The sequence below is a fragment of the Agromyces sp. H17E-10 genome, from assembly GCF_022919715.1.
GTDB lineage: Bacteria > Actinomycetota > Actinomycetes > Actinomycetales > Microbacteriaceae > Agromyces.
The window spans coordinates 3589822-3605536 of the sequence record NZ_CP095042.1 but is presented as its reverse complement, the minus strand read 5'-3'; the positions used below and the strand labels follow the sequence as shown (position 1 = coordinate 3605536).

9 protein-coding genes and 1 tRNA gene are annotated in these 15715 nt (G+C 70.4%); 2 read left to right on the top strand and 8 right to left on the bottom strand.

Annotated elements, in window-relative coordinates; translation table 11 throughout:
• Window positions 1–45: 45 nt before the first annotated feature.
• From MUN74_RS16325 to MUN74_RS16300, 6 genes are all read right to left on the bottom strand, one after another.
• Window positions 46–5394, bottom strand: coding sequence for an Ig-like domain-containing protein (locus MUN74_RS16325; RefSeq protein WP_244853634.1), 5349 nt, complete (start codon window positions 5392–5394; stop codon window positions 46–48).
• A 201-nt stretch (window positions 5395–5595) separates the two neighbouring features.
• Window positions 5596–6315 (bottom strand): FHA domain-containing protein, encoded by a 720-nt coding sequence (locus MUN74_RS16320; protein ID WP_244853632.1) that lies wholly within the window; start codon window positions 6313–6315, stop codon window positions 5596–5598.
• The gene (locus MUN74_RS16315; RefSeq protein ID WP_244853630.1) at window positions 6312–8009 is read right to left on the bottom strand and encodes a serine/threonine-protein kinase; all 1698 of its coding nucleotides are present in this window, start codon (window positions 8007–8009) and stop codon (window positions 6312–6314) included. The genes MUN74_RS16320 and MUN74_RS16315 overlap by 4 nt, the downstream gene beginning before the upstream one ends.
• Window positions 8009–9274: an FHA domain-containing protein gene (locus MUN74_RS16310; protein WP_244853629.1), complete on the bottom strand. Its 1266-nt coding sequence runs from the start codon at window positions 9272–9274 to the stop codon at window positions 8009–8011. Before MUN74_RS16310 ends, MUN74_RS16315 begins: the two co-directional genes overlap by 1 nt.
• Window positions 9267–10139 (bottom strand): PP2C family protein-serine/threonine phosphatase, encoded by an 873-nt coding sequence (locus tag MUN74_RS16305; RefSeq protein ID WP_244853628.1) that lies wholly within the window; start codon window positions 10137–10139, stop codon window positions 9267–9269. The genes MUN74_RS16310 and MUN74_RS16305 overlap by 8 nt, the downstream gene beginning before the upstream one ends.
• 120 nt (window positions 10140–10259) lie before the next feature.
• Entirely contained in the window at window positions 10260–11297 is a 1038-nt protein-coding gene (locus MUN74_RS16300) for a TerC family protein (RefSeq protein ID WP_244853627.1), read from the bottom strand.
• A 213-nt stretch (window positions 11298–11510) separates the two neighbouring features.
• Here MUN74_RS16300 and MUN74_RS16295 point away from each other — a divergent pair, with 213 nt between their 5' ends.
• The gene (locus MUN74_RS16295) at window positions 11511–12206 is read left to right on the top strand and encodes a TIGR00645 family protein (protein ID WP_244853626.1); all 696 of its coding nucleotides are present in this window, start codon (window positions 11511–11513) and stop codon (window positions 12204–12206) included.
• Window positions 12207–12372: 166 nt separating this feature from the next.
• Here the strand turns inward: MUN74_RS16295 and MUN74_RS16290 are convergent.
• A tRNA-Glu gene (locus MUN74_RS16290) sits at window positions 12373–12445 on the bottom strand.
• A 159-nt stretch (window positions 12446–12604) separates the two neighbouring features.
• On the opposite strand from MUN74_RS16290, the gene MUN74_RS16285 reads away from it, so the two are divergent.
• Entirely contained in the window at window positions 12605–13243 is a 639-nt protein-coding gene (locus MUN74_RS16285; protein WP_244853625.1) for an MBL fold metallo-hydrolase, read from the top strand.
• Window positions 13244–13264: 21 nt separating this feature from the next.
• Here MUN74_RS16285 and MUN74_RS16280 read toward each other — a convergent pair whose 3' ends face one another.
• Complete coding sequence (locus MUN74_RS16280; protein ID WP_244853623.1) at window positions 13265–15697, bottom strand: transglycosylase domain-containing protein; 2433 nt, start codon at window positions 15695–15697, stop codon at window positions 13265–13267.
• Window positions 15698–15715: the final 18 nt, after the last annotated feature.

The window sequence follows — 15715 nt, the reverse complement described above, 5'->3', positions numbered from 1 at the left end:
GTCGCTCGTCAGAGCGGGGTTCGTCGGACAGTCGTCGGTGGCGGTTCACCATGTGTCGTACGGGATGCTGTTCCATTGGCTCCCGCTGATCTCACCGAGGGTCTTGGATGTTCCGCCGCCCACGTTCTCGAAGCGCACCGCGATCCGCTCGCCGGCCGACCGGATGCCGAGGTGGTTCTGCAACTGAAGTCGACCGTTCGCACCGACGTCGTAGGTGCCCTTCCAGTTGCTCCACGAGCCGTTCACGACCACGTACACCTTGTACGTGCCCGGGTCCATGTTGCTCCAGGTGATGCGCACGTCGGCGCATCCGCCGCCGCCCGAATCGCAAGCATGGCTCGCCCCCTTGCCGATCGATCCGGATGCCGCAGGGGGCGGCGGCTTCGTCGGCGTGGCCGAGTTCGACGCCGCGTAGGCGCCGCACCCTCGCGCATTGCAGGCTCGCACCTGGTAGCGGTACGTCGTGCCGTTCGACCCGTTCGCGGTGTCTGAGGTCGCCGTCGTCGACCCTGAGGCACTGCCGCCGACGGTGTAGTTCCACTCGTAGCGCTGCACGGCGCGGCCTCCGTTGTCGGCCGGGCGCGTCCAGTCCATCGTGAGCCTGCCGCTGCCGTCCTGCGCCGCCGTGAGCGAGACGCCCTGCGGCGGCGTCGGCACGCCGTACGGCACACCGCTCATCGAGTTCGAGGCGTCAGAGGTGCCGATAGCGTTGACCGCACGCACCGTGAAGGTGTACGAGGTTCCGTTGGCGAGCTGCGTGATGCGTTGCGGGGTGCCGTCGGCCGTCGCCGGGAAGGTCGCCTCCTTGCCCGCATACGAGACGACGTACCCGGTGATCGGCGAGTTGTTCGTGGCGTTCGCGCGCCACGTGAGGTCGATCCAGCCGTCGCCCTCGACGAGGCCCGTGAGCGTCGGGGCATCGGGGCGGTCGCGCACGATCACCTGCACACGCCCCTGCGTCTCGCGGGCCGGGTCCATCGTCGCGTCGCCGATCCGGTAGATGACGCTCAGCTCACCAGTGAACGACGCGCCCGTGCGCACCGTGATACCCGACTCGGTGTGGCTCACGGAGGCGTTCGAACCGACGTTCTGCGAGTCGATCTCGGCCGCGACGACGCGCAGCTTCTCGCCCTCGGCGTTGAACGGGTTGAAGTCGTTCGCGAGCACGTCGACGTCCTTCGTGTCGCTGCGCACCATCTCGATCGGGCCGTCGTCCTTCGCGATCGGCTTCGCGCGGGTCGACGAGACGACCTTGACGTCGACGTACCCGGGCACGGTGAACGACTCGAACTTCAGGTCGAAGGTGAGCCTCGTCGAGGTGCCCGGCTGCACGCCGAGCTCGGAGGAGACCGTGAGGGTGCCGCCGTCGATCGAGGCCTGGATCTCGTCGGTCGCGCCGTCGAGGTTCGTGTACTCGACGCGCTCGATGTTGTCGGGGTTCGGCTGGAAGGTCGACGACCGCAGGTCGACCGCGAGCGGCTTCTCGCCGGCCTCGATCGTCTCGGTGCGCGGCGTGAACGTCGGTGGGGTGTCGTTGAAGTTCGGGTCGCCCACCGTGATGGGAATCGTGAGGATCGCCGTGCGGCCGACCGGGTCGGACGCGCTCTCGCCGTCGGTGACCTCGAACGTGACGGCCGCCGAACCGCGGTAGTCCTGTTCCGGCACGTACTGCAGCGTCTGGCCGTCGACCATCGGCGCTTCCTTCGCGTTCGTCGCCGAGGCCGACAGGATGAGCGGCGGCTTGCCCGACGGCACGACGACGATGTCGTTCAGGTCCCACGTGATGCTGCCGTTCATGGGCACGATCACGGGGTCCATGGCCGCGAGGTGCGGTGCCGGGAACTTCGCCTTCTCCTCGGCTGCGAGCTCCTCGGGCGTCTTCGGCCGCTGGGTCTCCTCGGGCACGTCCTCGCCGGGGATCGGCGGCACGATGACGAACGCCATCGCCGAGAGGTCGTCGAGTTCGTTCGTGAGCCGGTAGGCGACCGCGAACCGCTCGCGACCGGGCTTCACGTCGATGCTGCCGTCGGAGAGCACCTCGGCGCGCCCCGCGTTGGGGCCTTCGACGGTCACCTTCAGGTCTTCGACGAGCCCGCCGGGGTTCGTCGCGTCGTTCAGCGGACGAACGTTCACCGAATCGACGTCGACGACCTGTTCGGGCTCGATCACCTGGTCTTCGGCGGTGGGCGGCGGGATGACGGCGTCGTCGGTGACCGCGACCTGCAGGAACGCCGCGTCGGCGCCGCCGTGGCCGTTCGAGATCTCGTAGCGGATCGTGTAGGCGCCCTCGGTGTCGGGCGCTGTGACGACGACGCGGCGCCGGTCGCGGATCTCGGCCTCGATGCCCTCGTCGACGTCGGGCAGACCCGCCACGTGCAGCTCGTACCCCGACGGGTCGGAGTCGTTGAGGAGGACTTCGACTCCGACGGTGCGGCCGGGCTTCATCTCGATCGTGTCGTCGACCGCCTTCGGCGGCAGCTGTACGGCGGGGCGCGGGATGACGCCGATGCGTGCGACCCCGGTGGACTTCGCTCCGGCGGTGTCCTGGACCTCGTACTGGAAGCTGTCGGTTCCGGCCGAGCCGGTGAGCGCCTCGTAGGTGATCGACGTGCTCGTGCGGTCGATGATGCGGCCGAGTGCGGGCGCCGACGCGATGCCCGTCAGGGTGACCGAGTCGCCGTCGGGGTCGATGCCGTCGAGCGGCACGTCGATCTTCACCGTCGAGCCCTCGAACGTGCGCGAGGTGAGCGGCGTCGGCAGCGGCGCCCGATTGTTCTCGGGGTCGGGGCCGATGACCGTGAAGTGCACGGTCGCCCGCGCCGTCTGCTCGAAGTCGTCGCCGATCGTGTACACGGCGCTGTACGTACCCGGCGTCTTCGGCGCCTGGAACCGCACCCGGTCGCCGTTCACGAACGCGAGCCCGCCTTCGGCGACGACCTTCGAGAGCTCGGGCAGCACGTGGATCGCCGCCGCGTCGGGGTGGTAGTCGTTGGCGAGCACCGGCACCGAGACGATGTCGCCCGCACGCACGTTGACGCTGTCGTCGGCGGCCACCGGCGGCTGGTGCTTGACGAGGGGCGGCACCGGCACGACCGTGACCGACGCCGTCGCGGTGTTCACCCCGTCGGAGATCGTGTAGGTGAACTGCAGCTGCCGGTCGAGCGCCTCCGACGCGGTGACGCGCGCCGCAGTGTTCGTGAGGATCTCGACCGACACGAGGTCGTCGGTCGCCGAGTCGTCGACCGACTGCACCGCGAGCACGCGCCCCGAGGGCGACACGTCGTTGGCGAGCACGGGCACCGTCGTCGGTTCGCCTGGCCGCAGGTACGCGGTGTCCTTCACCGCGATCGGGTCGGGCGCATCGTCGGGTGCCTCGTTCACCTGCACCCGGACGAGCCCGATGCTCGTCGCCGTGCCGGCCGCGAGGTCGTAGAGGAAGACGTATTCGCCCGGCTCGTCGGACGAGAACGTGATCGTGCCGCGCTCGAGGTTGGGCGTGACCTCGGCGCCGTCGGGCACCTCTTGCACGCCGGCGAGCTCGAGCGGGGCCCCCGAGGGCGTGAGGTCGTTCGCGAGCGGTTCGATTGCGACCGATTCGCCGACGAACACCTGTGCGAAGTCGGGTGTGCCGACGGGGTTCAGGGTGCCGCTCGGCTTCACCTCGACCTCGAGGGTGCCCGACGCCTCGGTCTGCCCGTCGGAGACGACGTACTGCACCTCCTTCGTGCCGAGCTCACCCGATCGATGGGCGAACGTGACGAGCCCGTCGGGGCTGAACCGCACCGAGTCGCCGCTCGTCGGCGAGGCGTTCACGAGGTAGACGTCGTCGCCGTCGGGATCGTTCCAGTCGGCGAGCACGTTGTACGAGATCTGCCGGTTCTGCTCGACGGCCGTGGCGCCGTTGCGCATCGAGACCGGCGCCTCGTTGGCGCTCTCGGGCCTGATGCGCACGTTCACGGATGCCTCGGCCTTGCCGCCGCGCCCGTCGTCGACCGTGTACCGGAACGAGGCGGTGCCGGCCGCCCCCTTCTCGGGCGTGAACTGGAGCGCCCGCCCGCCGTCGATGAGTTCGAGGCGCCCCTGTGCGCCGCTCACCGTCGGAAGCTCGGCGACGGTGAGCACGTCGCCGTCGGGGTCGGTGTCGTTCTCGAGCACCTCGAGGATGGTGGTTCGCTCGGGCCGCACGCCGAACTCGTCGTCGCGCGCGAGCGGCGGTCGGTTGACGGGACCCCGCTCCGCGAGGGTGTCCTCGAAGTTCTGGCGCGAGCTCTTCTCCTCGCCCTCCTCGTCGTCGGACTCCTCGGGCGGGGTGACCTCCTCCCAGTTGTCGACGAGCCGCAGGTCGGAGTCCACGAGCCAGGCGTTGCCGTTCGAGAGGTTGTTGAGCACGATGACGTTGCGGTTCACCCGGAACTCGAGCCGCTGGCCCGCGGTCTTCTGCTCGATCTCCTGCGAACGGGGCTCCTTGCCGTCGCACACGGCGAGGTAGCGCGACGAGGTCGACCATGCGGCGTGGGCGCAGCCGTTCAGCCACACCGGTGCCGCCACCTGCGACGCCTTCTCGGCCGCGGCGTCGCCGCCCGACGGGATGACGCGGACCTCGCCGCCCGACAGCGGAACCTCGAGCAGGGACTCGGCGGACGCGACGAGGGCGACATCGTGCTCGGCACCCGACTGCTGCAGGCGCAGGCCCTGCTCGGGCAGGTCGACGGCGGTGTCGCCCGCGATCAGCCGGTTCTCGTCTTCGTCGAGGATCACCGCCCGCTCACCGACCGCGGCGAGGCGGTGCGCACCCAGCTTCGGCGTGCTGCGCTTCTGCGGATCGCCGTCGACGGCGATCGTGTACAGCAGACGCTTGCCGGGCCTGGTCGCGAAGACCGTGCCCTCGCTCGAGACGGCGACCTGCGCACCCTTGCCGAGCTTCAGGAGCGGATCGGTTCCGGCGGCGTCGAACGACAGTGCCGAGCCGGCCTGCACAGTCCACAGTTCACCCTTCGGCGAGAGCACGGCGATCACGTCGCCGCCGTAGGCGACGGAGGAGCCCGGCGGAACGTCGATGCGCTCGGTGAGCGTCGTGAACGACGGGTCGATGCGCTCGATCGAACCGATGCTCCGGTCGTAGAGGAAGGCGTCGTCGCCGTTCTGCAGCACATCGAACTCGTTCGTCGCCGTGTTGACGGCGGCATCGAGCTCGCCGATCGGACGGTTGAGCCGACCGGCGAGCAGGTCTTTGCCGTTCGTGACCCACACGTCGCGCGCGTCGAGGTCGGGATCGGTCACGGGGAAGCCCTGGTGCAGCACCGCGAACGTCAGCGGCACTCCGGCGAGCAGCGTCAGGGCGACCACGGTCGCCGTCGCCTTGCGCGCGCGCACCCACGACGCGAAGGTTCCCACGATGGCTCCCCGGGTTCACTGCGGACATGGACGTGAGGCGATCGACCCCCACAACGGGGTACACGCTAACACGGCTCGTCCGAGCGATCACATGGGGAGCGATGCCCATGCGGGCTCGACCCACGGTCGTCGCTCAACGTCCGGGACGGATCGCCCCGGCCGCTTCACAGCCCTACGGCCTCGGGCTGGACGGCGCGCGACTCACGACCGAGCGGCGTCGTCGGCATCGGCGGCCGGGCGGTCGAGCAGCGGAAGGTCGTCGGCACTCACGAGGCGGGTCGCGACGGCGTACTCGACGAGCCGGGCGCGCCGGTTCGTCGCGAGCTTGCCGCGACCGCCGCGCAGCCCGTCGACGCCGATGCGGTCGAGCTTCTCGCACACGTTGTCGAGCTTGCGGTTGAACGTCGTCATGCTCCAGCCGAGGCGGGCGGCCGCCTCGGCGGAGGTCGGCACGGCAGCCCGGCCGGCCGCGGGCTGGGCGAGCACGTGCTCGGCGAGCGCCACCACGAGCAGTCGCTGGCTGGTCGTGAGCGTCACCGGCATGACGGTGGTGCCGCCGTCGGCAGGGGTGGCCGTGAGCGACGTGTTGTAGAAGTCCTCCTCGGCGTGCACCGTGAAGTCGTACGTGGTCGCGCCGGCGCTGAACATGACGTGCACGGTCTGGAAGACGAGGGGCAGCTTGGCGCCGGGTGCGACCCAGGCCTGCACGCTGCCCGTCGCGTCGGAAACGGTCGCCGACAGCAGCTGCCCGACGTTCGAGAGCCACCAGAGCCCGTACTCGCTCGAGAGCGTCAGGAACGTCCGGTGCAGGTAGGGGTTCTCGTCGATCGTGAGATCGGAGTCGCGCCCGATGGTGAACGGCTCTCCCCCGGCCTCGACCGTGTACCACTCCCCGCAGTATTCGACACGCAACGGCCTCATTCCGAGCATCCCCTCACTTGCTCCGACGTCTTGCTGCCGCGCTGCACCTGGACGTCGATGCAGACGACTCCCCCACCCGGGTTGTCGACCGTGATGGTCGACTCCTCGGTGACCGCGGTCGTGCCCGAGCCGTCGGCGCGAGCCCACCGATAGCGGTCGCCGTCTTCGGCGCGGTCGTGCGAGACCTCGAAGACCGCCGACGATCCCTTCGCCCCCGCGTACTCGACCTTCGCCACCGGCACCGTGTTCTCGATGAGCGCGTCCTGCCCGTCGCCGTCGGGCGTCGGTTCGGGCTCGGGCGTCGCGAACGTGCCCGCGAGCGCGATCGCGATGCCGACGACCGCCACGATGACGACCCCGGCCGCGGCCGCGATGATCGCGCCGACCCGCCCGCGACGCGGCGCGCGCGTCTCGGTCGCGGCGGCGCCGGGCGCCTCGGCCACGTTCGTGCGCGGTCGCACGATCGTCGCATCGGTCGCCGGCGCACCGGCCGTCGGGGTCGCCGCACCGCGGATCACGGTCGCGTCGTCGACGACGGGAGCGGGTCGCTGCGGCTGCGCCACCACCTGCTGCGGCGTCCGCGCGCGGGTGCGGTCGTCGTCGATCGGCGGGGCGCCGGGCGCTGGGGCGGATGCCGCGACCGGGGCGGCCGCGGGCGGGGCGCCGATCGCGGTCGGTGCGGGACGCGGCGCCTGCGCCTCGACCGTCTGCACCGTGCGGGCGCGCGTCGCGTCGGCGCCGTCGTCGGCCGGCGCGGCATCGCGTTCGGCGCCGAGGTTCGGCACCTCGATCGTCGTGGCGGCGTACCCGAGCTCGAGCTCGACGCGCTGCAGGGCGCGGGCGAACTCGACCGCGCTCGGGTAGCGGTCGGCACGATGCACGGCCATGCCCTTGGCGAGCACCGCGACCAGGCTCGCCGGCACGTCGGGCCGGCCGATCGGGGTGATCGCCCCGCGCTCGATGCGTCCCATGAGGTCGAGCGAGCCGTTCGACCGGCCGGGGATCTCGAACGGGGTGCGACCCGCGAGCAGCGTGTGGACCGTCGCCGCGAGCGAGAACACGTCGCTGCGGGTGTCGGGCTTCGGGTCGTCCTCGAACATCTCGGCGGGCGACCACGGCACGCTGAGCCCGACCGCCGACTGGCCCGAACCCGACCCGGTCGCGCCGAGCTCGGCCGCCGTGACCGTGTGCACCGGCAGTTCGCCCTCGAGGTTCGACGAGATGCCGAAGTCGGTGAGCGCGGGCCAGCCGTAGTCGTTCGTGAGCACGTTCGCGGGCTTGATGTCGCGGTGCAGGATGCCGGCGGCGTGCGCCGTGGCGATCGCGCCCGCGAGGCGCACGCCCGTACGCAGCGCGTCCTCGACCGAGAACGGCTCGCGCTTGTAGCGCTCGGCGAGGCTCGGCCCCGAGCAGTACTCCATGACGAAGTACGGCCGACCGTCGGCCGACACGTCGGCGTGGAAGATCGTGACGATGAACGGGTGCGCCGACAGCTGCGCCATGAGGTTCGCCTCGGCGACGAACTGTGCGCGGGTGTCGCGGCCGAGCTCCTCGGTGAGCAGCACCTTGACCGCGACCTTGCGGCGCGGCAGCTTCTGCTCGTACAGGAAGACGTCGGCGAAGCCGCCCGAGCCGAGCAGGCCGAGCGACGAGTAGCCCGGCAGGTCGGGCGGGGTCGACGGGGCGCGGCGCATCAGTCGCCGACCACCTGGATGGTCCAGCCGCCGCCGAGGTCGACGACGGTGCCGATCAGCACGGGCGTGGGCTCGCCCGCGCGCAGCTTCACGGGCGGCTTGCCGGGCGCGACGACGAGGGTGCCGTTGCGCGAGTGCAGGTCGGTGACGACGACGGTGCCGCCCTCGAGCGCGAGGCGCACGTGGCTGCGCGAGATGTCGGCGTCGCCCTGGCCGATCGTGACGATGCGCGGCAGGCGCCCGCCCGAGACCTTGCTCACACTCGGGGCGCGACCGAGCACGATCTCGTGCACGAGCGGCTCGAAGCTGCCGTCGGGCATGCGCAGCCGCACCTCGGGCCCGGCGGCCGGCGAAGCCGCCTCGGGTGCCGACGGACGGGAGGCGTCGCGCTCGGCGCGCAGGCGCTGGATGTCGGAACTCGCGATCGTCAGCCCGTCGTGGTCGCCGTCGCCGATCGGCGGCGAGACGAACTCGCCCGCCGGTCGTGCGATGGTCTCGTCGAGGTCGGTCTCGGGCTCGGCCGCCCCGCCGGCCGCGGTCGCCGCGGGCGGCTGGATGAGCTCCGAGACGCCGACGATCGTCTCTTCGACGGGCGCGATCGTGTGCTCAGGTGCGGTCGGGGCCGGCACGGGCGCCTCCGGAGCCGGGGCGACGACGGGCGCCTCGGGAGCCGGGGTCTCGGGCACGCTGGCGGGCGGCACCGGCGCGAGCACGGTGGGCGCCGTCTGCGGCCCCTTCGACGCGGATGCCTCGGCCACGACCCGACCGGCCGGCTGCGATGGCGCTGCCGAGCTCGCCGCACTGCGCACCGGCGATGCGTCGGACCCGTCGGCGTGGGGCACCGCGATCGCCGCGGTCGGCACGACGCCGTCGAGGATGGGCAGCCACGAGGCATCCGCCCCGATGCCCGCCGCGGTCACCATGATGCGCTCGACGCCCTCGACGACGCGCTCGGCCCAGGTCGACACGGCTGCACCCGACACCACCGCGTCGCCCGCGACGACCTCGAACGCGCCGCGCACGATGATGCGGACCGTGCCGAGCGCTCCCGCCTCGCCCGACCAGGTCGCGAGCGCGAAGTCTGGTGTGCGTCCGAGGCCGTCGGCCGTCAGCCGCTCGATCACCTCGGTCGACGCGTCGGGGCTGAGGGTCGGCCACAGCTCGGTCGCGATCGAAGGCGCCGCCGGGCCCGACACGATGAGCGCGGCCCCCGCCCGAACCGCCGCGACCGCGTCGCCCTGCACGTCTGCGCGAAACTCAGGCATCGCGACCCCCCTCTTCTCGTGGTCTCGTCTCTTCGACCGCTTCGACCCCCCGGTCGCGCGTGGCCTCGCCGTCGTCGGCCTCGCCGCCGATGGAGGACTCGACGACCACGACGCTCACGTTGTCGCGACCGCCGTGGGCGAGCGCCGCATCGACGAGTTCGCCCGCCATGCCCGCCGGGTGGGCGGCGTCGCCCGCGAGGATCGCCGCGATGCGATCGTCGGCGAGCTCTTTCGTGAGGCCGTCGGAGCAGATGAGGAACACCTGGCGGCCCGCGGCCGGAACGAGCCAGACATCGGGCTCGACGAGGTCGTCGGCCCCGAGCGCGCGCGTGATCACGTTGCGCTCGGGGTGGCGTTCGGCGTCGTGGGCGCTGATCAGCCCGGCGTCGATGAGCTCCTGCACGGCCGAGTGGTCGACGCTCAACTGCTCGAGCGAGCGGCCGTCCCAGGAGTAGATGCGGGAGTCGCCGATGTTGAACGCCATCCAGTGGAACCCGCCGGCGTCGCCCGCGTCGACGAGCGCGACGCCCGCGAGCGTCGTGCCGGCCACCGCGGTGCCCTCGTCGCCGTCGTCGCTGAGCGCGCGCACCGCGTCGTTCGAGCTGTGGATCGCGTCGAGGACCTGCTCGGGCGAGGGCGGCGTGCCCGGCTCGATGTGACGGCGGAAGGTGTCGACGACCGCCTGGCTGGCGGCGTCGCCTCGGGCATGGCCGCCCATTCCGTCGGCGACGAGGTACACCGGCGCCTCGGCGAACACCGCGTCCTCGTTCACGCTGCGGACGAGTCCGAGATCGGTGCGCGCCGAATGCGCGATGAGCGCTGAGCCGCGAGTCAGGGCGACGACGCCCTCGGCATCACCTGGCACGGAACTCCTCGGTAGGGCGGGACGGTCGGGACGGCAGCCCGAGCGACGCCGCCGGGGCGTCGCCCGTCCACGGTAGCAAGTCCGGCGCCCCGGCGCCCGCGCATGTGGAGAACGAGGGGCTCAGCGGCCCGACCGCTCGGCGTCGTCGGTGAAGTGCGGCACTTCCTCCATGAGCGTGTGTCCGCGGCGCTTCGCGTCGACGCGCGCCTTGACGAGGCTCGCGACCGTGGCCACGAGCATGGCGACCACGATGACGCCGAGCGACATCCACGTCGAGATCTCGGGCGCCCACTCGATCGGCTCGCCGCCGTTCAGGAACGGCAGCTCGTTGACGTGCATCGCGTGGAACACGAGCTTCACCCCGATGAAGGCGAGGATGAACGCGATGCCGTACTTCAGGTACTCGAGGCGCTCGAGGAGGCCGCCGAGCATGAAGTAGAGCTGCCGCAGCCCCATGAGCGCGAACACGTTCGCCGTGAACACGATGAACGCCGACTGGGTGATGCCGAAGATCGCGGGGATCGAGTCGAGGGCGAAGAGCAGGTCGGTCGTGCCGATCGCGATGAAGACGATGAGCATCGGCGTGAAGAACCGCTTGCCGTCGATCGTCGTGCGCAGCTTCACCCCGTCGTAGTCGTCGGTGAGGCGGACGCGCTTGCGGAGCATCCGCACGACGAACGTGTCGGAGTCGTCGTCGTCATGGTCGCCGCGCACCTGCTGGATCGCGGTCCAGACGAGCCAGGCGCCGAAGATGTAGAAGATCCAGCTGAAGTTCTCGATGAGCGAGGCGCCGAGCAGGATGAAGATGCCGCGCAGCACGAGCGCGATGATGATGCCCACCATGAGCACCTCCTGCTGCAGCTTCCGCGGCACGGCGAACTTCGCCATGATGATGACGAACACGAAGAGGTTGTCGATCGAGAGGCTGTACTCGGTCAGCCAGCCCGCGAGGAACTGGCCCGCGAACTCACCGCCCGCGAAGAGGTACATGAGCCCGGCGAACACGAGCGCGAGCACGACGTAGAAGACGACCCAGAGGGTCGACTCCTTCATCGATGGCACGTGCGGGCGCTTGAGCACGAGCAGCAGGTCGCCGACGAGGATGAGCGTCAGGACGACGAGGGAGCCGACTTCGAACCAGATGGGGAGTTCGAGCACGTTGAACCTTTCGGGGATCAGGGTACGACAGGACCCGAAAGTCTCTCCCTCGTGACCTCGGTCACTCCCACGCCCGGAGCGGCTGCATCGGCGCTCGTACTGACGATCGTGGGTCGGGGCGCTCGCCCCGCGGGATACTCCCCTTCGCTCCGGCGAGTCTAGCGGACGGGGCGGCCCACGTAGACTCGAACCCCGCGAATCCGAGGAGAGAGCTTGAGCGCCAGAACGACGCCCACCCCCGCCCGCCAGTACCGCCCGGCCCCCGGCAGCGCCGTGATCGGGTACTCGATCTTCGCGAGCCGCTGGCTCCAAGCGCCCCTCTACCTCGGGCTCATCGTCGCCCAGGCGATCTACGTGTGGGTGTTCCTCAAAGAGCTGTGGCACCTCGTCGACGGCGTGTTCATCGACCAGGAGCATGCGTTCACCGAGGCGGACATCATGCTGCTCGTGCTCGGCCTCATCGACGTCGTGATGATCGCCAACCTGCTCATCATGGTCATCATCGGCGGGTACGAGACCTTCGTCTCGCGCATCAGGGTCGACGACCACCCCGACCAGCCCGAATGGCTCTCGCACGTCAACGCCAACGTGCTCAAGGTCAAGTTGGCGATGGCGATCATCGGCATCTCCTCGATCCACCTGCTGAAGACGTTCATCGAGGTCGGCGACCTCGGCAGCCCGCACGCCGAGAACACGACGGGCAACGACTACACGGGCGAGGGCGTCATGTGGCAGGTGATCATCCACTGCGTGTTCATCCTGTCGGCGCTCGCGCTCGCGCTCATCGACCGCATGTCGTACCACAAGGTCGCCGCCGGCGAGATCCACGACGGCGTCGCCGTGTCGATCCCTCCGGCGCCCGTCGAGCCGGCCGCCGCCGAGCCGGCGATCGAGACCGTGCGGTCGTGAGCGCGGTCGCCTGATCCGAACGACTCGGATGCCTCGGAGCCACGTCGCTCCGGGGCATCCGGCGTCGTCGGGATGCCGCGGAGCGGCTGACCGCCATGACGGATGCCGCCCCGGAAACGACGAACGCCCCCGCTTTCGCGAGGGCGTCCTGTCGTGTTGCCGTTCGTGACCCCAGCGGGATTTGAACCCGCGCTACCGCCGTGAGAGGGCGGCGTCCTAGGCCGCTAAACGATGGGGCCGTGTGTCGAATCGATCTCCTGCGGGATCTCGTTCCGTTTTCGGCAACTCGAAGAGTATGACACAGGTTTCGGGCGGTTTCCAAATCGGCCGCTCCCCCGCTCGCGACCGGCTGCGCAACCGGCTTGCGGTGCCCTGTCGCGCGGGTGTTGGCTCGGAGCATGCGCCTCACGAAACTCGAGCACGCCGCCCTCGTCGTCGAGGACTCGGGCGACAAGCTGTACATCGATCCCGGCGTCTTCACGACGCCCGTCACCGAGTCGGCGGGGGCGGTGGCCGTGGTCATCACGCACGAGCATGACGACCACTGGTCGCCCGACCAGCTCGACCGCATCGTCGGCATGAATCCCGAGGTGCGCATCTTCGGTCCTGCGGGGGTCGCGGCGCGCGCCGAGGGGTATCCCGTCGAGGTCGTGGCTGCGGGCGACGAGGTCGAGGTCGGCCCGTTCCGGCTGCGGTTCTTCGGCGGCGAGCACGCCGTCATCCACCGGTCGATCCCCGTGATCGACAACATCGGCGTGCTCGTGAACGAGGCGCTCTACTACGCCGGCGACTCGTTCGCCGTGCCCGAGGGGGTCGCGGTCGACGTGCTCGCCGCACCGGCCGGCGCCCCGTGGATGAAGATCTCGGAGGCGATGGACTACGTCGAGGCCGTCGCGCCCCGGCGCGCGTTCCCGACGCACGAGATGCTGCTCTCGCGGGCGGGCAAGGCGCTGTCGAACGTGCGGCTCGGGTGGGCGACCGAACAGCACGGCGGCGAGTTCGTGCCGCTCGAGCCGGGCGACACGCTCGACTTCTGAGCGGCAGGCGGTGCTCACCGGTCAGCCGGTGTCGTCGCCGCCATTGCCGTTGCCATTGCCGTTGCCGTTGCCCGGTCCGCCGCCGTTTCCGCCGGAGTTGCCTGGGCCGCCGGAGTCGCCTGGGCCGCCGGAGTCGCCCGTGCCGCCGGAGTCACCGACGTCGTCGGAACCGTTCGAGTCGTTCCGAACGCCGGGCGGCGGCTCGACGACGGGGCCGGGCCCGAGCTGCGTGAACTCGCCGCCCCCGTACTTCGCGGCGGCGACCGACATCACCATCGGCCACATCCGATGCCGTGCTTCCGCAGCACGCCCGCTCTCGAACCAGATGCCGCGCTGGTTGGCGTCGCCGTTCACGCTCACGACGGCGGCGACCGTCGCGACCTTCGTGCTCGCGCCAGCCATCCAGGTGTCCTTCGCGCCGTCGGTCGTGCCCGTCTTGCCGATGAGCGGAACGTGCGGAACCGTGTTCGCGTTCGACAGCTGGGCGGTGCCGTCGGTCATGACCCTGCTCAGCGCGTAGTGCATCCCCGCGGCGATCTCGGGCGCCACCGCCTGCGTGCAGGTGCTCTTCGGCGGCGGCACGTCCTTGCCGTCGCGGCCGACGATGCGGTCGATCGCGATGGGCGTGCAGGTCAGGCCGTTGTCCGCGATGCCCGCGAAGGCGACCGCGAGGCTCAGCGGGGCGATCTCGTTCGTTCCGATCACCGTCGACGGGCTCTCCTGCAGCGGGTTGCCGTCGGCCCGGTGCATCCCGAACGCCTCGGCGGCCTTGCGGATGCCGCAGAGGTCGAGCTCCTTCGCCATGCCGAGGTAGCCCGTGTTGATCGAGTTGATGGTCGACTGCAGCGCGGTGTAGCCGCCGCCGGACTCGCCCTCGTCGTTCTTCGGGTTCCAGCCCTCGCCCGATACGTCGTAGTCGCCGAGACAACTGTCGTGGAAGACGCCCCAGTTCGACCTCGGTCTCGAGTCGACGCGCTCGCTCAGGCCATGGCCCTCCTGCAACCAGCGCGCGAGCGTGAACACCTTGTAGGTCGATCCGGGCTGGAAGCCGCTCGAACCGCCCTGGTCGAAATCGGTGTTGTAGTTGATGCTCGTGTACTCGGGACCGGACGCGAGCACCGCCGGGTCCTGGCTGTAGTGCTTGTTCTGCGCCATCGCGAGCACACGCCCCGTGCCCACCTCGACGCTCACGATCACGCCGCCGAGGTCCCAGCCGGGGTAGGTCATCGGCACGTTCTCGGCGATCGCCCGCACGGCGGCTCCCTGCAGGTCGACGTCGAGGGTCGTGTACACGTCGTACCCGCCGCGGCGGAAGTTGAGCATGCGCGTCTCGGCGTCGTCGCCGAACGTCGGGTCGGTCTGCAGGATGTTCTTCACGTAGTCGCAGAAGTACGCACCCGTCGACGCGGTCTGACAGCCCGTGCTCGGTTCGGTGATCTTCGGCTCCACGGGCGTCGCGATCGCCTCGTCGTAGCGGTCGCGGGTGATCTTGCCGAGCGACAGCATGCGCTTCAGGATGTAGTCGCGGCGGGTGTGGTTCGCCGCGTAGCCGTTCGCGGCGCCGTTCGTCTCGCTCGACGGCCGGTCGAGCCGGAACTTCTCGGGGTTGTTCACGATCGCGACGAGCGACGCCGCCTGCGGAAGGCTCAGCTGCGACGCGGGTGTGCCGAAGTAGTAGTTCGCTGCCGCCTCGATGCCGTACACGGTGCCGCCGAAACCCGCGATGTTGAGATAGCCGAGCAGGATCTCGTCTTTGCTGTACCGCTTCTCGACGCCGATCGCGAGCCGCATCTCCTTGACCTTGCGATCGATCGTCGTCGCGGTGACCGCGTCATAGCAGTCCGACTTCACCTTCGCGACGACCTCGTCGCGCTCGGCCTGGCCGAACGTGGTGCCGGCGGCCTCGGCTGCGGCCTCGGCCTCATCGACCTGGGTCGTGCCGGTCTCGACCTCGCACTGCTGCACGCGCACGTTCTTGACGTACTGCTGGGCGATCGACGAGCCGCCCTGGGTCTCGCGCCCGCTCGCGGTCGTGACCGCTGCGCGGAGCGTGCCCTGCAGGTCGATGCCGCCGTGGTCGTAGAACCTGGGGTCCTCGCTCGCGACCGTCGCATCCTTCACGTCCTGGTCGATCGCGGTCCAGCCGACCTCGACCCGGTTCTGGTCGTAGAACGACGCCATCAGGCTCGGCTTGCCGTCGCGGACGACGTAGATGTTGCTCTTCTCGCTCAGCTCGCCGATCTGCAGGTAGCTCGGCAGGCTGTCGAACATGCCGATCGTGCCGCTCGCGGCCAGGCCGACCATCGCGATCGCGGGGGTCGCGGCGACGACCACGAGTGCGGCGACCGCGGCGCTCGCGGCGACGAAGCCGACGAGGCCGCCGAGCACCCCGAGCGGCGTGCGCGTCTCGACGAAATCACGGTTGCGCCTGTTGCGCGGCTTCGACGACTGCACCCGACGCACCCCCAGCCA

Bases quoted from the DNA above. Each gene is read 5' to 3' on its own strand.
- MUN74_RS16320 (WP_244853632.1), bottom strand. From the start codon at position 6,315: ATGAGGCCGTTGCGTGTCGAATACTGCGGGGAGTGGTACACGGTCGAG.
- MUN74_RS16285 (WP_244853625.1), top strand. From the start codon at position 12,605: ATGCGCCTCACGAAACTCGAGCACGCCGCCCTCGTCGTCGAGGACTCG.
- MUN74_RS16310 (WP_244853629.1), bottom strand. From the start codon at position 9,274: ATGCCTGAGTTTCGCGCAGACGTGCAGGGCGACGCGGTCGCGGCGGTT.
- MUN74_RS16315 (WP_244853630.1), bottom strand. From the start codon at position 8,009: ATGCGCCGCGCCCCGTCGACCCCGCCCGACCTGCCGGGCTACTCGTCG.